The sequence below is a fragment of the Roseivirga sp. BDSF3-8 genome, from assembly GCF_041449215.1.
Lineage (GTDB): Bacteria > Bacteroidota > Bacteroidia > Cytophagales > Cyclobacteriaceae > JBGNFV01.
The window spans coordinates 5,147,554-5,168,647 of sequence record NZ_JBGNFV010000001.1 but is presented as its reverse complement, the minus strand read 5'-3'; the positions used below and the strand labels follow the sequence as shown (position 1 = coordinate 5,168,647).

General features: G+C 51.3%; 3 protein-coding genes. All 3 read left to right on the top strand.

From position 1 onward, the window contains the following. The first annotated feature begins 62 nt into the window (after positions 1–62). Genes AB9P05_RS21300 through AB9P05_RS21290 form a run of 3 tightly spaced genes read left to right on the top strand, consistent with a single transcriptional unit; the run spans position 63 to position 21,069 of the window. A complete protein-coding gene (locus AB9P05_RS21300; protein WP_371910857.1) occupies positions 63–3,596 on the top strand; it encodes an amino acid adenylation domain-containing protein in 3,534 nt (1,177 codons plus the stop codon). Further along, positions 3,593–11,497 carry an amino acid adenylation domain-containing protein gene (locus tag AB9P05_RS21295; protein WP_371910856.1) on the top strand — a complete coding sequence of 2,635 codons (7,905 nt, stop codon included), beginning with the start codon at positions 3,593–3,595 and terminating at the stop codon, positions 11,495–11,497. Before AB9P05_RS21300 ends, AB9P05_RS21295 begins: the two co-directional genes overlap by 4 nt. Before the next feature lie 41 nt (positions 11,498–11,538). Then, positions 11,539–21,069, top strand: coding sequence for an amino acid adenylation domain-containing protein (locus AB9P05_RS21290; protein WP_371910855.1), 9,531 nt, complete (start codon positions 11,539–11,541; stop codon positions 21,067–21,069). The last annotated feature ends 25 nt before the right edge of the window (positions 21,070–21,094 follow it).

Here is a 21,094-nt window from a genome sequence, read left to right as displayed (position 1 = left end):
GATCGATTATAGAACACTTTCCGGCATATACCATTGCCGGTACTTATGAAATATACTAACCAATGGAAGGAACAAACACAGCAGAAAACGGGCATAACGGCTCAATAAATGGTCAGCAGAATCATTTTGAAGAGAAATACACCTTCAAAGGTGCCGGACCTGCCGGTAATACCAGCCGGGAGACCTTCAAAGGGTCATTGAAGAATACCGCTATAGAACCTATCCGGAAATACTCGAACAGTAAAGATCTTGAGGCCTTTATCCTGTTCCTCTCTGCCCTTCACATTGTCCTGTCCCGCTACACACCCGGAAGGGCCGTAGTGGTGGAGGCGCCTTCATTATCCGCTTCTGCAGGTGGCAGCAAGGCAGTACCTCTTGTTTCGGTATATGAAGGTACCCTTGATCTGAAGTCATTCTTTATCAAAACCAATGAGCAGGCCCTCAATTCTTTCAGGCAAAAACAAGCTGCTTGGACTAAAGGGGGTGGGACAACAAATGTGCTGGTTTATCACAGCAATCTGCACACTACAAGCCCTGAAACGCTGGCCGCTTATGATATAGCCATTGACCTTACCGAGGCCCTGTCCGGTATCGTTTCTGTACACTATGCCGCCCCGGCCATAAGGGAATGGCAGGCCAACAACCTGATTGGCCACCTTAGTAATACCCTCAGCGCTTACAGCGACCTGACCGTTAAACTGGCTGATATACAGGTAGTATCTGAAAAGGAAAAAGAGCAACTGAGCGTTTCTTTTAATGATACCAAGCGGGACTTTCCGGCTGATAAGACCCTGGTTAGTCTCTTCGAGGCAAAAGCAAACGAATACCCTGATAGAGAAGCCGTTCGTTATCTCGATCAGTCACTGAGCTACAGGGAGTTTAATGAAAAAAGTAACCGGCTTGCCCATCACCTGATCACCTCTGAGGGTGTCAAAAAGGGTGACTTTGTAGGGGTTTGCCTCGATAAGTCAGAGATGGCGCCCCTGGCCTTTATGGCCATTCTGAAGGCAGGGGCCATATACGTCCCCCTTCCTGTCAAGGCACCGAAGCAAAGACTTCAGGGCATGCTGGACGAGACCAGCATTAAATCGATCGTGACACAGAGCGACTACCTCTATGACTTTGCCGAAACCGGCACAAGCCTTACAGCGCTCGATGTACAGCTAGATGGCCTTGACACCTCTGCCGCTAATCCGGGCATAGCCCTGCAGGGTGAGGACAGAGCCTATATCATCTACACTAGTGGTTCTACCGGCACGCCAAAGGGTGTGGTGGTTCGCCATCGTGGTATGGTCAATCTCTTATTCGATCATATCAGTGCCTTTTCCATAACCCCTGAAGACCGTATCCTTCAGTTCTTCGCCCTTACCTTCGATGCCAGTATCCTGGATATGATCATGGCCCTGGGGAGCGGTGCTTCTCTCGTTATTCCTTCACAGGATATGCTGGGCAGAAAAGAGGATTTTGTCAGCTACCTCGATCAGACAGGTACTACCCTGATCACCCTGACCCCCTCATTTCTACGTACCCTGGATCAGGCAGATATGCCTTCCGTACGTGTGCTCATTACCGGAGGAGAAGCTGTAAATGAGAAGGATGTAGCCTTTTATGCCGCCAATAAGCAGTATGTGAATGCTTATGGCCCCTCAGAAACTACAGTAAATGCTACGCTACACTTCGTAGATGGTACGGAAGATATTGTGCCTATAGGAAAGCCACGCTCAAACAAGCAGCTTTATATTGTAGGCGAAGACAGGAGCCTGTTGCCCGCAGGAGTGGCCGGAGAGCTTTGTATTGCCGGTGAAGGTTTGGCAGAAGGCTACCTCGATAACCCGGAGCTGACGGCTGCCAAATTTGTCGATAATCCCTTTGCTGAAGGTAAGATGTACCGCACGGGAGACCTGGCCATGTGGCAACCTGATGGTACCATACTCTTTAAAGGACGTACTGATGAGCAACTGAAGATCAGGGGCTTTCGTGTAGAACCCGGAGAGATTGCCGGGGCACTTGCCAGCCACCCCAAAGTAAAAGAGGCAGTTGTATTGCCTACCGAGGCAGAAGCTGAGGAAAAGGAGCTTGTCGGTTTTTATACCCCTGCCACCCCTATTGAGATCGTGCCATCCTCCGGTGAGTACTTCATCTATGACCCCTTCATCTATGAATCTATGGCTACTGATGACATGCGGGTATCAGGATACCAGGGAGCGTGCAGGGGCACGGTAGAAGGTAAGGTAGTAATGGACCCCGGTACCGGAAGCGAGATGATACTGGCCCGGCATTGTGTGGCTGCAGGAGCCAAAAAGGTGTATGCCATCGAAATTGAAAAAACCACCTACGACAAAGCGAAGGAAAACCTGGAGGCATGGGGCCTGCAGGATAAGATTGAGCTTATCTACGGCGATGCCGGAAACGTGGAACTGCCTGAAAAGGTTGATGTGGTGATATCAGCGCTGGCAGGTAACGTGACCGGTACAGACGGAGCCATTACCATTGTCAATAACATCAAAAAGAATCTGCCGGAAGACGTCACCTTCATACCTAACCGGTATTTCACCAAAATCGGCGCCATCCACCTGCCCGAAGAAGACTTTGGCTACAAAATGAGCGGTATTTCCAAATACTACGTGGACGAGGTATTTAAGAAATACGGCTACAAGTTCGACCTGCGCATGTGCCTGCGCTACTTTAGTGCCGACCGCCTCATGACAGATTATGCTGATTTTGAAGTCATTTTTTACAACGATGACATGGAGGTGGACGAGGAGCGCCAGCTTACCTTAAACGTCACTAAGGAAGGAAAAATACACGGTTTTGCCCTCTGGATCAATGCCATGTTCTTCGACCATATGGTGATTGATTCATTACAGGAAACACACCACCTGCCGGTCTACTTCCCTGTATTTCCGGAGGGAGTATCCGTACGTTCCGGTGATACCATCACCATGCAGGTAACCAGGAGCCTTTCCGATGATGAACTGACCCCTGACTATGTCATCAAAGGTGAGATAGTCAGGACTAACGGTGAAACGGTCCCCTATACGTATGAGTCATATAATCATAAGAAAGCCTTCAGAGAGGACACCTTTTACCAAAGGCTTTTCGATGAAAATGGCAATGTAGACCTGCTTCCAGAAGACACAGAAGAAAACCTGAAGCTACACCTTTCAGCCAGGGTACCCGAGTACATGGTGCCCAACCGGATTCATAAGCTAGACAGCCTGCCACTTACCCGCAATGATAAGGTTGACCGGAAAGCACTGCTGAAGGCAGATGCAGAAATGGTCAATTCTGAAAAAGCCTATGTGGCACCTGAAACGGACATGCAGAAAGAACTGGCCGGTATCTGGCAGGAGGTATTGAATAAAGATAAAATAGGTATCCGCGATAACTTCTTTAGCCTTGGTGGCAATTCGCTGAAGGCTACCCAGTTAGTAAGCAGGCTTGAAGACCATTATGAGGTAGCGGTTGAGCTTACTGACGTGTTTTCAAATGCCTCTGTAGAAACCCTGGCAGAACATATGCAGGCAGTGATTCACGCTGCAAATAGTGAAAATGGCGGTGCTAACGATAAAGACATAGAAGAAGTCCTTATATGAACCCTGCGCGAATCATATCGCAATTAGCTGAAAAAGGAATCGGCATATCCCTTCAGGATGGCCGCCTGAAAATATCAGGTGAAAAAGGCAGTATTACCCCTGCTATACAGGAGGAACTGCGCCATAACAAGGAGGATATCGTCGCATTTCTCGAATCCAGGTCGGCGTATCGGTTCCGGAAATCCATTGTCGTGGTTCCTGATAGCCAATATCATCCGCTATCGCAGGCCCAGCGGCGTATGTGGATCATGGCCCAGATGGAAGGAGCGGGAAAGATCTACAACCTGCCAGCTCTCTGGCATTTTAAGGGTGAACTGGATCGCAAGGCCCTGGCTAAATCTCTCGATCAGCTTAATGAACGCCACGAGGTACTGCGGACTACGTTTAAAATGGTAGAAGGTGAGCCCGTCCAGCAGGTACTTTCGCAGGCCACAAATAGCCTTGAGGTATATGAGGCTGAAAGTATAGATAACGCCAGACAAATGGCCAAACAGGCCATCCATCAGCCTTTCGACCTGAAAAATGATTCCCTGCTACGGGTGAAGCTATATGCCTTACCTTCCGGAGAGCATATACTATTGCTGGTGATACATCATTTGGTGGCAGATGGACTTTCGCTCAATATATTGCTTGACGAATGGCTGTACCTGTATGGCCGCGAGCTGGCAGGCAAGCCCTCAGAGCTGGAGCCTCTGCGCATCCAGTACAAAGATTTCGTTCACTGGCAGCAGAAGTCTTTAGCTGATGGCGGTTTGGAAGCAGACCGCACTTTCTGGCATGAGCGTCTTTCCGGTGAGCTGCCCGTGCTGGAGCTTCCTTACAAAGACAGCCGCCCTGCCGTGCAGACCTATAACGGCGCCCGGCAAAAGGCTACTTTTGACCAAAACACCCTGCAAAACCTCCAAAAGCTCAGTGAGCAGGAGGGAGGCAGCCTGTTTATGACCCTGCTGAGCCTGGTCAATGTACTGCTATACAAATACAGCGGGCAGGAAGACATCATCTGCGGCACCACCATCAGCGGCCGTGAGCATCCCGACCTGGAAGGGCAGATAGGCTTGTACCTCAATACCCTGGCCCTGCGTAACCAGGTATCCGGGCAGGATAGCTTCCGTAGCCTCGTCAGCCGCGTTTCTGCTGATACCTTGCAGGCCTTCAGCCATAGCCGCTATCCCTTCGACCAGTTGGTGGAAGAGCTGGACATTCCCCGTGACCTGAGCCGCTCCGCCCTGTTCGATGTGCTGGTTGAGCTACAGAACTTTGCCAGCCTGCAAATGGAAAGCCACGGCGATACCTCCCTTGCCGGATTGGACATTCAGACACTGGAGCCGGAGAGTGACGTAGCCCGTGTAGACCTCAACTTTGTCTTTGCCGAGGAGGCAGACGGCCTGGTGCTGGCCCTGGAATACAATACCGACCTGTTTAGCTATGACCAGGTTCGCCGTATGTGCTTGCACCTGCAGCAGTTAGCCAAGGCACTGTCTGCCAATCCTGAGCAGCCGGTAGGCGATTACAGCCTGGTAACCGCAGAAGAGAAGGAAGAGCTGGAAAGCTTCCAGGGGTCTGTAATACCGCTGGAAACAGACAGCATCCTGCCCGTATGGCAGCAGGTAGTAGCGCAGTACGCAGAAAAGACCGCCCTGCACTTCGGTGATAAGGAACGCTATTCCTATAAAGTACTTGACGAGCAGACCACGGCCATAGCCCACTGGCTACAGGCAGAGGCAGGACTTGCCCCCGGCGAGATTGCCGGTATGCTGCTGCCGCGCACGCCTAAACTATTGATTGGTATACTCGGTACCTGGAAAGCAGGAGGCGCCTACATCCCTATGGACCCGGCCCATCCGCTTAGCCGCCTGGAAGACATCGCCACCGGCTCCGGCATGAAGGTCATCGTTACCTCCCGTGAGGCTATCGACCAGGAGGTGAGAGAATCCTTATCACAGCATGTCAAACTGGTAGACTGGGAAGACATAGAAGCCGGACTGCGAGCTTTCAAAGGCAAGACTCTTACGCATACTCCCGGCCCTGATGACCTGGCCTATGTGATCTACACCTCCGGCTCCACCGGCAAGCCTAAGGGCGCCATGGTGGAACACAAAGGCATGCTGAACCACCTGCTGGCCAAGGTGGAAGACCTGCAGATGACGGCTGATAGCATTGTGGCCCAGAACGCCACTCAAAACTTCGACATCTCCGTCTGGCAGATGTTTGCCGCCCTGCTTACCGGTGGGCGCACCGTCATGATCGGTGAGGATGAGGTGCTGTCACCGGCAGCCTTTCTGCAGCGCATAGAAAATGAGAAGGTCAACATTCTGGAGGTAGTCCCCTCTTACCTGCGGGTGCTGCTGGACTACCTGGAGAACAGCGACGCATGCCTGGATGTGGACTACCTGATGGTGACCGGCGAAGAGCTGCCCGCTGCCCTGGCCTCCGCCTGGTTCGATCGCTACCCTGACATTCCGCTAGTGAATGCCTACGGCCCTACTGAGGCGAGTGATGACATCACACACTACTTCATGGAGCAGATGCCAGAGGGACTGTCCCGAATTCCTATCGGTCATGTGCTGCGCAACTTCCGCATCTACGTGGTGGATAAAGACGGGAAGCTGTGTCCACCATGGGTAAAGGGCGAGTTATGGGTGAGTGGTCTTGGTGTGGGCAAAGGCTACCTGAATGATGAAGCCAAAACCACTGCCGCCTTCCTGGACACTGACCCCTTTGTTACAAACGGCGAACGCCTGTACCGCACCGGCGACCTGGGGCGCTACCTTCCTGATGGCCGGCTGGAGTTCTACGGCAGGCTGGACAACCAGGTGAAGGTACGCGGCCACCGGATAGAACTGGGCGAGATAGAAAGCAGGCTGCTGAAAGTACCCGGCGTAAAGCAGGCCGCTGTGAAAGTATGGGGGGAAACGGATAAGTACCTCTGCGGCTACATAGTAGGCGAAGCCCCTACTGAAGATATCAGCAGCCAGCTAGGTAAAACGCTACCGGCCTACATGGTACCACAGCGCTGGGTACGGCTGGACAGCATGCCACTGAACAGCAGCGGCAAGACCGACCGTAACAAGCTGGCAAAGCCGGAAGGTGAAATAGAGCGGGAATATGTAGCGCCTTCCACACCCGTAGAGGAGGCGCTTGCCGCCATCTGGCAGGAAGTGCTGGGTGTGGAGCAGATCGGAGTGATGGACAACTTCTTCCAACTGGGAGGGCACTCCCTGCGCGCTTTACAGACCATCACCCGCATAGCCAAAAAGCTATCGGTAGAGGTTACCCTGGAAGCTATCTATAAAAATCCGGATATCAGGCAACTAGCCAATTACCTGCTGCCGCAAATCGGTACAGCAAGTACTCGTGATATCTTACCGGTATCTGAAAAAGAATATTATCTGCTGTCAAACGCGCAGAAACGCCTCTGGGTATTGTCGCAAATGCAGGGTGCCGAACAGGTCTACAATCTGCCCGCCGCATGGGAGATTCAGGGAGCGCCTGATGTAGGAGCTTTGACCTCTTCCCTTAACAAATTGGTACAGCGCCATGAAATTTTACGCACCTCATTTACCCTGCAGGGTGAGCAGCCTGTACAGAAAGTACATGCTGCTGATCAAGTAGACATACATCTTCCGCTCACTTACATAAAAGAGCACCAGGTAAAGGAGAAGGTAAACGAGTTATCTACAGTCACCTTTAATCTGACAGAGGCACCACTCTTTAAAGCCACTCTGCTTCAGGTAGAAGAAAGCCGCTACGTATTGGTACTGGTAGTACAACACCTTATTTCCGATGGCCTGTCTATGCGTACCATGCTTGACGAATGGCTGTACCTGTATGGCCGCGAGCTGGCAGGCAAGCCCTCAGAGCTGGAGCCTCTGCGCATCCAGTACAAAGATTTCGTTCACTGGCAGCAGAAGTCTTTAGCTGATGGCGGTTTGGAAGCAGACCGCACTTTCTGGCATGAGCGTCTTTCCGGTGAGCTGCCCGTGCTGGAGCTTCCTTACAAAGACAGCCGCCCTGCCGTGCAGACCTATAACGGCGCCCGGCAAAAGGCTACTTTTGACCAAAACACCCTGCAAAACCTCCAAAAGCTCAGTGAGCAGGAGGGAGGCAGCCTGTTTATGACCCTGCTGAGCCTGGTCAATGTACTGCTATACAAATACAGCGGGCAGGAAGACATCATCTGCGGCACCACCATCAGCGGCCGTGAGCATCCCGACCTGGAAGGGCAGATAGGCTTGTACCTCAATACCCTGGCCCTGCGTAACCAGGTATCCGGGCAGGATAGCTTCCGTAGCCTCGTCAGCCGCGTTTCTGCTGATACCTTGCAGGCCTTCAGCCATAGCCGCTATCCCTTCGACCAGTTGGTGGAAGAGCTGGACATTCCCCGTGACCTGAGCCGCTCCGCCCTGTTCGATGTGCTGGTTGAGCTACAGAACTTTGCCAGCCTGCAAATGGAAAGCCACGGCGATACCTCCCTTGCCGGATTGGACATTCAGACACTGGAGCCGGAGAGTGACGTAGCCCGTGTAGACCTCAACTTTGTCTTTGCCGAGGAGGCAGACGGCCTGGTGCTGGCCCTGGAATACAATACCGACCTGTTTAGCTATGACCAGGTTCGCCGTATGTGCTTGCACCTGCAGCAGTTAGCCAAGGCACTGTCTGCCAATCCTGAGCAGCCGGTAGGCGATTACAGCCTGGTAACCGCAGAAGAGAAGGAAGAGCTGGAAAGCTTCCAGGGGTCTGTAATACCGCTGGAAACAGACAGCATCCTGCCCGTATGGCAGCAGGTAGTAGCGCAGTACGCAGAAAAGACCGCCCTGCACTTCGGTGATAAGGAACGCTATTCCTATAAAGTACTTGACGAGCAGACCACGGCCATAGCCCACTGGCTACAGGCAGAGGCAGGACTTGCCCCCGGCGAGATTGCCGGTATGCTGCTGCCGCGCACGCCTAAACTATTGATTGGTATACTCGGTACCTGGAAAGCAGGAGGCGCCTACATCCCTATGGACCCGGCCCATCCGCTTAGCCGCCTGGAAGACATCGCCACCGGCTCCGGCATGAAGGTCATCGTTACCTCCCGTGAGGCTATCGACCAGGAGGTGAGAGAATCCTTATCACAGCATGTCAAACTGGTAGACTGGGAAGACATAGAAGCCGGACTGCGAGCTTTCAAAGGCAAGACTCTTACGCATACTCCCGGCCCTGATGACCTGGCCTATGTGATCTACACCTCCGGCTCCACCGGCAAGCCTAAGGGCGCCATGGTGGAACACAAAGGCATGCTGAACCACCTGCTGGCCAAGGTGGAAGACCTGCAGATGACGGCTGATAGCATTGTGGCCCAGAACGCCACTCAAAACTTCGACATCTCCGTCTGGCAGATGTTTGCCGCCCTGCTTACCGGTGGGCGCACCGTCATGATCGGTGAGGATGAGGTGCTGTCACCGGCAGCCTTTCTGCAGCGCATAGAAAATGAGAAGGTCAACATTCTGGAGGTAGTCCCCTCTTACCTGCGGGTGCTGCTGGACTACCTGGAGAACAGCGACGCATGCCTGGATGTGGACTACCTGATGGTGACCGGCGAAGAGCTGCCCGCTGCCCTGGCCTCCGCCTGGTTCGATCGCTACCCTGACATTCCGCTAGTGAATGCCTACGGCCCTACTGAGGCGAGTGATGACATCACACACTACTTCATGGAGCAGATGCCAGAGGGACTGTCCCGAATTCCTATCGGTCATGTGCTGCGCAACTTCCGCATCTACGTGGTGGATAAAGACGGGAAGCTGTGTCCACCATGGGTAAAGGGCGAGTTATGGGTGAGTGGTCTTGGTGTGGGCAAAGGCTACCTGAATGATGAAGCCAAAACCACTGCCGCCTTCCTGGACACTGACCCCTTTGTTACAAACGGCGAACGCCTGTACCGCACCGGCGACCTGGGGCGCTACCTTCCTGATGGCCGGCTGGAGTTCTACGGCAGGCTGGACAACCAGGTGAAGGTACGCGGCCACCGGATAGAACTGGGCGAGATAGAAAGCAGGCTGCTGAAAGTACCCGGCGTAAAGCAGGCCGCTGTGAAAGTATGGGGGGAAACGGATAAGTACCTCTGCGGCTACATAGTAGGCGAAGCCCCTACTGAAGATATCAGCAGCCAGCTAGGTAAAACGCTACCGGCCTACATGGTACCACAGCGCTGGGTACGGCTGGACAGCATGCCACTGAACAGCAGCGGCAAGACCGACCGTAACAAGCTGGCAAAGCCGGAAGGTGAAATAGAGCGGGAATATGTAGCGCCTTCCACACCCGTAGAGGAGGCGCTTGCCGCCATCTGGCAGGAAGTGCTGGGTGTGGAGCAGATCGGAGTGACAGACAACTTCTTCCAATTGGGAGGCGATTCTATCAAAGCTATCCTTACCACCTCCAAAGCCCGGTTAAAAGGGTATGCCTTTGACATGGCCGATATATTTGAGAGTGGTACCATACGGGACCTGAGTATACGGGTTCGCGAGGAAAACACCCTTGCCGATCAGTCGCCGGTAAGTGGCGAGGTGCCCCTGTCTCCTGTTCAGGCCGCATTCTTTGCTGCCCATACACTTGCCCCGCACCATTATAATCTCTCCGTGATGCTGCGCTGGCCTGTCAACCTGTCCGCTGAAAAAGTACAGGCTGTATTTAATACCCTGATGCAGCATCATGATGCGCTGAGAACAGTATTTCGCGGTGATAATGGCAGGCACAAGCCCTTTATCAAAGACATCCGTGAGGCAGATGCCGAGGTTCATTCCTTCGACCTGCGAAACATTAAAGAGACCGGTACTAAGATTAATGAAACCTCTGCCAGGTTGCAGGAAACCATTGATCTCGAAAACGGCCCCCTGCTTAAGGTGGGACATTTTCAAATGGGAAATGAAGACCGTCTATTGGTAGTCGTCCATCATGCTGTAGTAGATGGTATCTCCTGGCGTATTTTGCTTGAAGACATTCAGGTATTGATAAAGCTGGCAGAAAATGAGGAACCACTCAAACTACCTCCCAAGACGGAAAGCTACCTCAAATGGATGGAAAGTCTCGTGCAATGGGCTGATAGTAAGCAGGTAATGAAAGGTGTAGAATGGTGGCAGGACATGGCCGGAAAGCATGCTTCCTCCCTGCCAATGGATATGCCTGATGGAGACGATAAAGTGAAAGACGCCCTCAGTGAATCTGTTGAACTTGATCGCGAGCAGACACAGGATCTGACAAAAGTTAATGCTGTCTATGGCACCAATACCAGCGAACTCCTGCTGGCCGCTCTTTCACTCAGTCTCAGGGAGACCTTTGGCAGGCAAAACGCCCTGGTTGAAGTGGAAACCCACGGCCGGGAAGCTGCAGCAGGAGAAATGGACTTAAGCCGAACTGTGGGGTGGTTCACTAACTTCTACCCGGTTTTACTGGAAGCGCAGGATCAGCAGGGTATAGGATACCATATCAAACAGGTAAAAGAAAACCTGAGGCGTGTACCTGAATATGGCAGAAGCTATAATGTGCTTCGCTACATGAAAGGAAAGGACCTGCCGCTGGATGCACAGATCGGCTTCAACTACATGGGCCATTTTGACGATGAGGCCGATGAAGCGCTTCAAATTGCCGAAGATAACATAGGCAGTCAGGTTAGCCCCGAAGAGATACGCCCGCACGCGGTGGAAATATCCGGGATGATTTACAATGGCCGCCTCACGGTCAATATCGAATACGGTAGCCGACGCTTCCGCCAGGACACCATCCTGCAATGGGCTGAAAACTATCGTAAAGCTCTGGAAACGATTATTTCAGAGAGCGCAGATAAAAAAGAAAAAGAAATTACACCCAGTGATCTGGGCTACAAGGATATGCAACTCGAAGATTTGGAAAACTTCTTCGACTAAGAAAGAAACCAGGCAAGTATATCCTCAATCCCATCGATTTTATGAAAGCGAAGATCGACAATAATAATATTAAAGACATCTATCGGCTATCCCCCATGCAGGAAGGTATGTACTTCCAATGGGTATATGACCCGGAAGATACCGCCTACATTGAGCAGTTTTCCTACCGCCTTGCTGGCTCGTTGGATATGGGCGTGGTGCGTCGGAGTCTCGAAACGCTCATTGCCCGGCATGACGTACTGCGCACGGTCTTTAATCATAAGAAAATGGACCGGCCCCTGCAGGTCGTATTAAAAGAGCAGCCTGTCGACCTGAGTTTTCAGGATGTAACAGACAAAAGCCCCAAAGAAGCCGAAGGCATTGTGGAGGCATTTAAGCAGGCTGATCGCTTGCAGCCGTTTGATCTCCAGCAAGATGTGCTGATGCGGATTTCCGTCATCAAAACCGGACCGCAATCCTGTGAGTTTACCTGGACCTTTCACCATATCCTGATGGATGGATGGTGTATTGCCCTCCTTACGGGAGAGTATGGTCGGATATACGATGCACTCTCTAAAGGGCAGACACCTGACTTGCCCGCCGTACCACGGTATCGCTCATACATAGAGTGGCTTGATAAGCAGAATACCGCCGTTTCTCTTGCCTTTTGGAAAGACTACACCGCTGACTACGAGAGCCAAAGTGCATTTGAACGCTACAAAAAACAAAAGGAGGGCTATCGCCAGCAATCCCACCTGTTTTCGCTTGACGTGGCCAATACCCGGAGCTTACAGGCACTGGCTTCAGAGCTGAATGTAACCGTCAGTACTTTGTTTCAGGCAGTATGGGCCATCCTTTTGCAAAAATACACCGGTTCTAGTGACGTACTTTTCGGTAATGTCGTTTCCGGAAGGCCCGCCTCTCTTCCCGCAGTAGAGTCCATGATCGGGCTTTTTATCAATACCCTTCCGGTAAGGGTTAAGTTGGCAGATAATGAAAGCTTCCGGGACTTTGTGAAGCGCTTTCAGAAAGAGATTATCCAAACGGAAGCTCACCAGTATCTTCCCCTCGCTTCTATACTTAAGCAGATGGAAGGTGGCCGTGAACAGCCGGACCATATCATTGTGTTTGAAAACTTTCCGGTAGAAAAGGAGGTGTCTCAGCAAGCAAACGCAAAGGATGATCTGGAAATTCTGAACGTAGATTCCTTTGAGCAGACACCCTATGATCTCAATGTGATCGTCCGGCCGGAAGAGCAACTGCACATTGAGTTTAATATAAATGCCAATCGCTTTACGCCGGAAATGGTGGTGCAATTAGGTAAGCACTTGCTTCACTTGATGGCGCAGGTGATTGAAGCTCCGGTAAATACGCTTGAAAGTCTGAGCATTGTTTCTGCCGGGGAAGAACACAAGGTTCTTCATCAATTTAACCAAACCCAATCCCCTTACCCCAAAGATGAAACCCTGGTCAGCCTTTTTGAAAAACAGGCGGCGGCCCATCCGGAAAAAACTGCCCTGTCATTTCAGCGCCACTCACTTAGGTACAGGGAACTGAACAGCAAAGCAAACCAGCTTGCTCATTGGCTGCAAAAACATGAAAATGTTGCACCCGGTCAGGTAATAGGCATTTGCTTTGACAGGTCTCCCGAGATGGTTATGGCCATGCTGGCGATCATGAAGAGCGGAGCTGCCTACATGCCTATAGATCCGGATTTCCCCGTAGAGCGAATTCGCCGTATGGTAGAAATCAGTGGGGCAGCTACTGTACTTACCGGCAAAGGGTTGGCTGATCTTTTTTCTGATATAAACGTCAGCACTGCAGACATAGCCGAACTGGTACAGGAAGACAGTAATCATTCCGTAAACCCACAGGTTACCGTCTCCCCGTATGATCTGGCCTACGTGATCTTTACCTCCGGTTCCACAGGTCAGCCTAAGGGAGTCATGGTGCCGCACAGGGGCGTGGTCAACCGGATAGACTGGCAGTGGAAGGCACTTGGCTTTACTGCCGAAGACGTTATCCTGCAGAAGACCAATTATATATTCGACGTATCCGTTTGGGAGTTTTTCATGACCCTGTGCTTTGGGGCAAGATTGGTACTCTGCTCCAAAGAAACGGCTTACGATCCTGACTGGTTGCTGGATGTGGTAGAGCAAAATGGCATTACGACCCTTCACTTTGTCCCGACGATGCTCAATGCCTTCCTGCAACAACTGAACAGAGAAAACATTACGAAAGCGGGAAGTCTGAAACGTATCGTAGCCAGTGGCGAGGCACTCCTTCCGGAAATGGTAGCTCAGCATTACAGCAAATTGGCTATTCCACTTTACAATCTTTACGGACCTACCGAAGCCTCGGTAGATGTAAGCTACTACCTGACCAGGCCTGAAGGCACAGTGGTGCCTATCGGCAAGCCTATTGCCAATACACAACTTTATATCCTTGATCAATCGCTCAGACCTTTACCGGTGGGAGTGGAGGGAGAAATAGCCATTGGCGGAACGGGACTGGCAACCGGCTACATCAATGCGCCTGAACTAACTGCCGAGCGATTTGTAGAAAACCCGTATTCGAAAGGAGGGAAATTATACCTGACCGGGGACACCGGTTACTGGACGGAAAGCGGAGAGATCATTTACACCGGCAGGGCTGACCGGCAGGTAAAAATAAAGGGGTATAGGATAGAGCCCGGCGAGATAGAGCGCACGCTTCTGAAAATGGAAGGAGTGGAAAATGCTGCCGTGATCGTGAGTGGAGGCGAAGTGCCTGAACTGGCTGGTTTCTATACCGGTAAGGCTTTTGAAACAAGTAGCCTGAAAACTCAATTAGCCTCTTTCCTGCCTGCTTACATGGTGCCTTCGTACTTGGTACACCTTGAGGAGATGCCCCTTACTGCTTCCGGCAAGACAGATCGCCGCACTTTAGCAAAACAGGTGCATGGCGAACAAGCCTCTGGTACAGAGTATGTTGCGCCTGCCTCTGAGGCAGAGAAGGAGCTGGCTGCCATTTGGGCTGAGGAACTTGGAAGGAAAACGGTGGGCATTCATGATGACTATTTTGCCATAGGAGGGGATTCCATTAAAGCCATCCGGGTGATAAGCCGCGCCAATAAAAAACTGGAAGTTAACCTGGAAGTAAGGGACCTTTTCGCCCACCCAACCATTGCAGCCCTTGCCGGAATGGCAGAAGGAGGAGAGGTCTCTCATCGTGAGGCTGATAAACTTGCCATAAGCCGGGAGCTTGAGGTATTCAAAAAGGAAATACTGGAAGACCCTAAGCGGGTAAACCAACTGCCTGACTCATGGGAAGATTTTTACCCGATGAGTGACATTGAGAAGGGGATGGTTTTCCATCATATGATGGGCAAGGCTGAGGGTGTGTACCAGGACCAGTTCTATTACCCATTTGATGATGCCGGGTTTGATATAAACCGATTTGAGAAGGCGTTGCGCCTGCTGATACAGAAGCATGAGGCCCTTCGCACCTGCTTTCGTTTGTCAGGCTTTGAAACGCCTCTTCATGTCGTTTGTAAAGCAAAGGATTTCAGCCCTGCCTTTACCCTTGAAGATCTAAGTCACCTGTCTTCTGCTGAGCAGCAGACTGCTCTAGGAAATCTCACTGATAACGATCGCCTGACCCAACTGGATCACGAAAGCCCCGGCTTATGGCGCCTGCGCCTCATCCGCTTGGGAAGCAAAGACTTTGGGGTGCTGTTCACCTTCCATCATGCTATTCTGGATGGCTGGAGCATGGCTGCTTTCATAGCCGAGTTGTCAGATACGTATGAAAAGCTGAGTGAGTCAGAGACATTTGTCCCCGCGCCGTTGCAGGCTTCTTACCGGGACTATATCATCGAGCAGAGATTAGCCCTGAATGCCGATGCGCAAAACTGGTGGAAGAACTACCTCGGTGGTTATGAGCGCACAGCCATTCCACTCGGAAAAACAGTGCCGCACTACAGCGGACAGGTAAACCGGCATGTGCAGGCCATTCCCGGAAATATAGCGCAGGCGGTACTGGAGACCAGCCGCCGCACCGGAACAGGCATACAGGAAGTTTGCCTGGCAGCTTATGCGGGCATGATGAAGGTGAGTACGAACGCTGATGATCTCACCTTTGGCCTGGTCACCCAGGGAAGGCCTGAAATGACCGATGGAGATAAGGTATTGGGCTGTTTTCTTAACACCTTGCCATTCCGGATCCAATTAGGAAAGGCCCTCACATCCAAAAGTCTGTTAAACCAGATCAGGCAGCAAGCCAGAGAGCTAAAGCATTACGAAAAAATGTCCCTGCTGGAAACGGCTCGATTACTAGGTGAAGAGGCCGGAGGAAATCCCTTCTTCGATCATTTTTTCTATTACGTAGACTTTAATCAGTCCGAAAGAAATACAGAAGGCCATGGTGACAATGCCGATGCCTTCGTCCATGGTTTTGAAAATACGAATACCTATTTCGACTTCGGCATAAGCCGGATAGGGGATAACCTCGGCATTACCCTCAACTACGCGGATGGATTATACACCAAAGAGGAAATAGAGCGCCTGAACGGGTACTTTATAAACATCCTGGCGGCCCTGTGTAGTACGGAGGAAGTGAAGCTATCTCATGAAGTGTACTTGTCAGATAATGAGGTGGATATCCTTCTTAATAAATGGGCATCTTCTCATAAAGACGTAACGGCAAACGGTACCATTACCGGGTTGATAGAAAGCGGGGCTGATATCCGGAATAAGGATAAGGCTCTATTCGTTGGTGAAACCACCATTTCATTTAAAGAAATAGATAAACAGGCCAACCGGCTGGCGCGCTATCTTACCCAAACTATTCAGGTAGAAAAGGGAAGTCTGATAGGCGTATGCACCGGTCGGAATGAACAGATGCTCATCAGTTTGCTTGCAGTGGTGAAAAGCGGCGCTGCCTATGTACCGCTGGACCCGGCCTATCCCCCTGCCAGGCTCGAGTTTATCATAGGTGATGCGGGATTAGACTATGTGATTTGCGACACGGTAGACCAGCTTTCAGGGCAGAAAGGTATTACCAGGGTTGTACTTGAGGAACTTGAGCAAACCCTCAGCACCATTCTTGAAACCGGCATAGAGGATCAAAGCAAGCCTGAAGACCTTGCCTACCTTATTTACACCTCAGGATCTACCGGCCAGCCTAAGGGCGTGGAAATCACCCATGGCAATGCAGCCACATTCCTTAACTGGGCGCTACAGGAATTCGCAGATACCGATTTTAAAACGGTTTACGCAGTCACCTCATTTTGTTTTGACCTTTCTGTTTTTGAGCTCTTCTATCCGCTGTTTGCCGGTAAAAACATACGCATACTTAATGACGGGCTTGATATAGAAAAATGGACAGGCAAAGACGAAAACATTCTGATTAATACGGTGCCTTCTGTCATCGCAGGTTTGTTAGCTTCCGGCACTGATTTGAAGAATGTAACTGCCATCAATATGGCAGGTGAGCCAGTGCCTCTTTCCATTAAAGAAAAACTCTGTGATACAGTCATACAGGTTCGCAACCTGTACGGACCTTCGGAAGATACCACCTATAGCTCCTGCTATACTTTTGACGCTAAGGATGATGGCGTACCAATGGGCAGGCCGGTCTCTAATACCCGCTTTTATGTGCTGGACGATGAGCAGAATTTGCTTCCTGCCGGAGTACCCGGCGAGCTTTGTATTGCCGGAGACCAGGTATCAAGGGGGTACCGGAACAGGCCTGTGCTGACGGCTGATAAATTTATCCCGAACCCATTTGGTGCCGGTAGCATGTACCGCACCGGCGACCTGGTACGGTGGATGCCCGATGGCAATATGATGTTCATCGGTCGTAATGACAGCCAGATTAAGCTGAGGGGATTTCGTATAGAGCTGGGAGAAATTGAGGCTGCACTGGTGACTTACCGTACCATTGATAAAGCCGCTGTGATACTGGATGGAGAGGGACAGGATAAGCGCCTTATTGCTTACCTGGAAACAGCAGAACCCGTAAATGAAAAAAATCTTACGGATCACCTGAAAAGCATAGTGCCTGCCCATATGCTGCCGCAGCAGTTTGTATCACTGGCTCAACTCCCGCTTAATGCCAATGGTAAGATCGACCGCAAGGCACTACCGAAACCTTCCCGGGCATCAGCGGCTTCACCTTCTGTAGCTGCAGCCAGAAATGAAAGAGAGGAAATGATCCGGATAGCGTTCAGCAGTCTCTTTCCGGAGCAGGGAGTCACTGTAAAGGACCATTTCTTTCAACTGGGTGGCGACTCGCTAAAGGCCGCCCGCCTTATAGCCCGGTTGGAAAAGGAGATGGGCAGCACTCTCGACCTGCGTGATCTGTTCGAAAACCCTACAGTAGAAGGTCTCGCTGCTGCTATAAATTCCAGCAATGGTGAAGAGATAAAGGCCCCTGTACCTGTGCCAGCACAGGAAAATTATGCCCTGTCGCATGCACAAAAAAGGCTGTGGGTTATCGACAGGTTTGAAGGGGGACAATCCGCCTACAATATCACCGAAGCGTATGTGCTTGAAGGTGAGTCGGATATCAATGCTTTGGAAAAAGCCTTCGACCTCGTGTATGCCCGGCATGAAAGCCTCCGTACCCGCATCATTCTGCAGGAGGGCGAACCCCGCCAGCAGATTGAGGCGGTTGACAGGCTTACCCTTCCGTGGTCAGTCTCTGACCTGGCCGATACGGATGCCGCAGACGAAAGGGTGAAAGAGATTGCCCGGGCGGAAGCCACCAGGATGTTTGATCTGGAAAAAGGTCCCTTATTAAATATACACTTGCTGAACCTGCGGGGTGAGCAACGGGTGCTTATCATCACCATGCACCACATCATTACGGATGGCTGGTCCCTCAATGTATTCTTCACTGAGGTACTGAGTGCTTATAATGCTCTTAGAGATGGTGACGAGGTTAAGCTGCCTGCGCTGCCCCTCCAGTATAAAGATTACGCTCACTGGCAAAATGACCAGCTTAGTGGCGAATCGCTAACAAAACACCGGGGGTATTGGGTGGATCAGTTTAAGGGAGAAGTTCCCGTACTCGATCTGCCTACGGATATGCCCAGACCTGCCCGCCGCACCTATAACGGTGCCAGTAAGAGCATACCATTAGGCTTGGAGCTCACAAAAGGACTGAATAAACTCGCCAGGGACAACGATAGCAGCCTCTTTATGGTACTGCTATCCGGCATTTACAGCCTGATGCACCGCTACACCGGCCAGACAGATATCGTATTGGGTACGCCGGTGGCAGGACGCATTCATGCCGATCTCGAGCCGGTAATAGGCATGTTTCTTAACAATCTGCCTCTTAGGACTTCCTTTAACAGGCAGGATAGTTTTGAAGCATTGCTGAACAAAGTGCGGCGTACTACCCTCGATGGCTTTGCCCATCAGGTCTACCCCTTTGATAAGTTAGTTGAGGATCTGGATGTAGAGCGGGATATGAGCCGCTCCCCATTGTATGACGTAGCGGTCGTATTGCAAAATACCGCCTTCGTTTACGACAGCAGCCAGGAAGAAGCACTCGGTTTAAACATCAAAGGATTTGACGAAGGCTATACCGCAAGCACTGTCGATTTACGGTTTGAGTTTACCGAATATGACGGCGGGCTCTACCTCACCCTGGATTATAATACGGACCTCTTTACCGGCCAGCGTATTGACTATGTACTCAAACATGTGGAACAGCTCCTTAGCCAGGTTGTGGAAAATCCTACCCTGGCGGTAGCCCTGATGGACTACCTGCCACAGGAAGAAAAAGCTCTGCTACTTGATGAATTCGGCAGCAATGAGCGGGAAATACCACAGGCTAAGTTGCTCATGGCTCATTTTGAGGAAATAGTGGATAAATACGGAGAGCGCACCGCCCTTACCTGGAATGATACCACACACACGTACGCAGCACTGAATACCCTTAGCAATCGTCTGGCTCATCACCTTATTCAGGAAAAGAATCTGAAACCGGGTGATGTGGCAGGTGTGATGTTGGAAAAAAGTGATCATGCTATCATTAGCCTTTTGGCTATCTGGAAGGCCGGTCTGGTATATGTTCCAGTAGACCCTGCTTTTCCGCAGGACCGGAAAAGCTACATGTTTCAGGATACCGGCATGAAGATGCTGATGACCAATTCAGAATATCTTCCTGCCCTTCAGGGGTATGAAGGAGAAATATTTGCCTGTGATGTGGAGTTCGATATGCTCGCCGAACAGGAGGAGAACCTTACGCTATCTTACCGTACGGATGACCTTGCCTACATCCTGTACACATCAGGTTCTACCGGCCGGCCAAAAGGCGTACGGGTATCTCACGAAGGGTTGCTCAATATGGCACTGGATCAGGTGGAAACACTGGAGTGTACCAGCAAGGACAAGGTACTTCAGTTCCTTTCCCTCACCTTCGACGGGTCTCTGGCAGATATTTTCATGGCCTTTGCCTGCGGCGCCAACCTTGTCCTGATAGATAAAGATGTCATATTGGATACAGGCAGGTTTGTGAGATATGTGGAAGAGAAAGCCGTAAGCCTCGCCATTCTGCCCCCTGCTTACCTGAATGTACTCCGGCACCATGAATTGCCCGGCATACGCACGATCGTGACCGCCGGGGAGGCCGCTATTCCCGCGGATATGGCCCACTACGGTACGTCTAAAAATATGCGCAACTCATACGGCCCTACCGAAGCCACAGTTAAGGCGAGTATGTTTAAGTATGAGGAGGCGGATATCATTTCCGCTGTGCCGATAGGGCGACCCAGCTTTAATAAATACCTGTATGTACTGGATTCCGATGACCAGCTCGTGCCGGTGGGTGTTCGCGGTGAGCTTTGCATTGGCGGTGCCGGTATAGCCCTTGGCTATCAGAACGACCCGGACCTTAGCCGCCAAAAGTTTGATAAGGACCCTCTGAGGGATAACGGGCGGATATACAGAACCGGGGACATGGCCAAATGGCGTACGGACGGTCAGCTCGAATACCTGGGTAGAGTAGACAGCATGGTCAATGTACAGGGCCACCGCGTGGAGCCTGGCGAGATAGAGCATGCCCTGGCAAGTGTAGAAGGAATTACCATGGCCGTGGTCGTCCTCACAGAAGAGCAAAAGTTAGCAGCCTATTTTACCTCCGGAGCTTCATTGTCACTGGGACAGTTGAAGGCTGCTCTGAAACAAAAGCTACCCGCTTACATGATCCCTGCCTATTTCGTACCGGTAGAGGCGTTCGAATACAACAGCAACGGGAAAATAGACCGCCGGAAGCTACCCCTGGCGAAGGAAAATGCCCTTACCGGCACCCGGAGCGACCGCCATGCAGAGACCGGTACTGAGCAGATCCTGCTTAAGTGGTGGCAGGAAGTCCTTAAACGTGAGGACATCAGCATGGAAGACAACTTCTTTGACCTGGGAGGCGACAGCCTGAGGCTGGTGCAGCTTTTCAATTTTATAGAAGAAGCCTATCCCGGGCTGCTGGAAATTACTGATCTCTTCAGTAATCCCACTATTGAAGCTCAGGCCCTGCTTCTCCCGCAGGAAAAGGAAGAAGAACCCAGCGATGACGAAGAAGAAACCATCAAGGTGAGTTTCTGATCAACCCTCAAAACCTAAGAAAAAA

Coding starts and splice junctions, on each gene's coding strand:
- AB9P05_RS21300 (WP_371910857.1), top strand. CDS start 63: ATGGAAGGAACAAACACAGCAGAAAACGGGCATAACGGCTCAATAAAT.
- AB9P05_RS21295 (WP_371910856.1), top strand. CDS start 3,593: ATGAACCCTGCGCGAATCATATCGCAATTAGCTGAAAAAGGAATCGGC.
- AB9P05_RS21290 (WP_371910855.1), top strand. CDS start 11,539: ATGAAAGCGAAGATCGACAATAATAATATTAAAGACATCTATCGGCTA.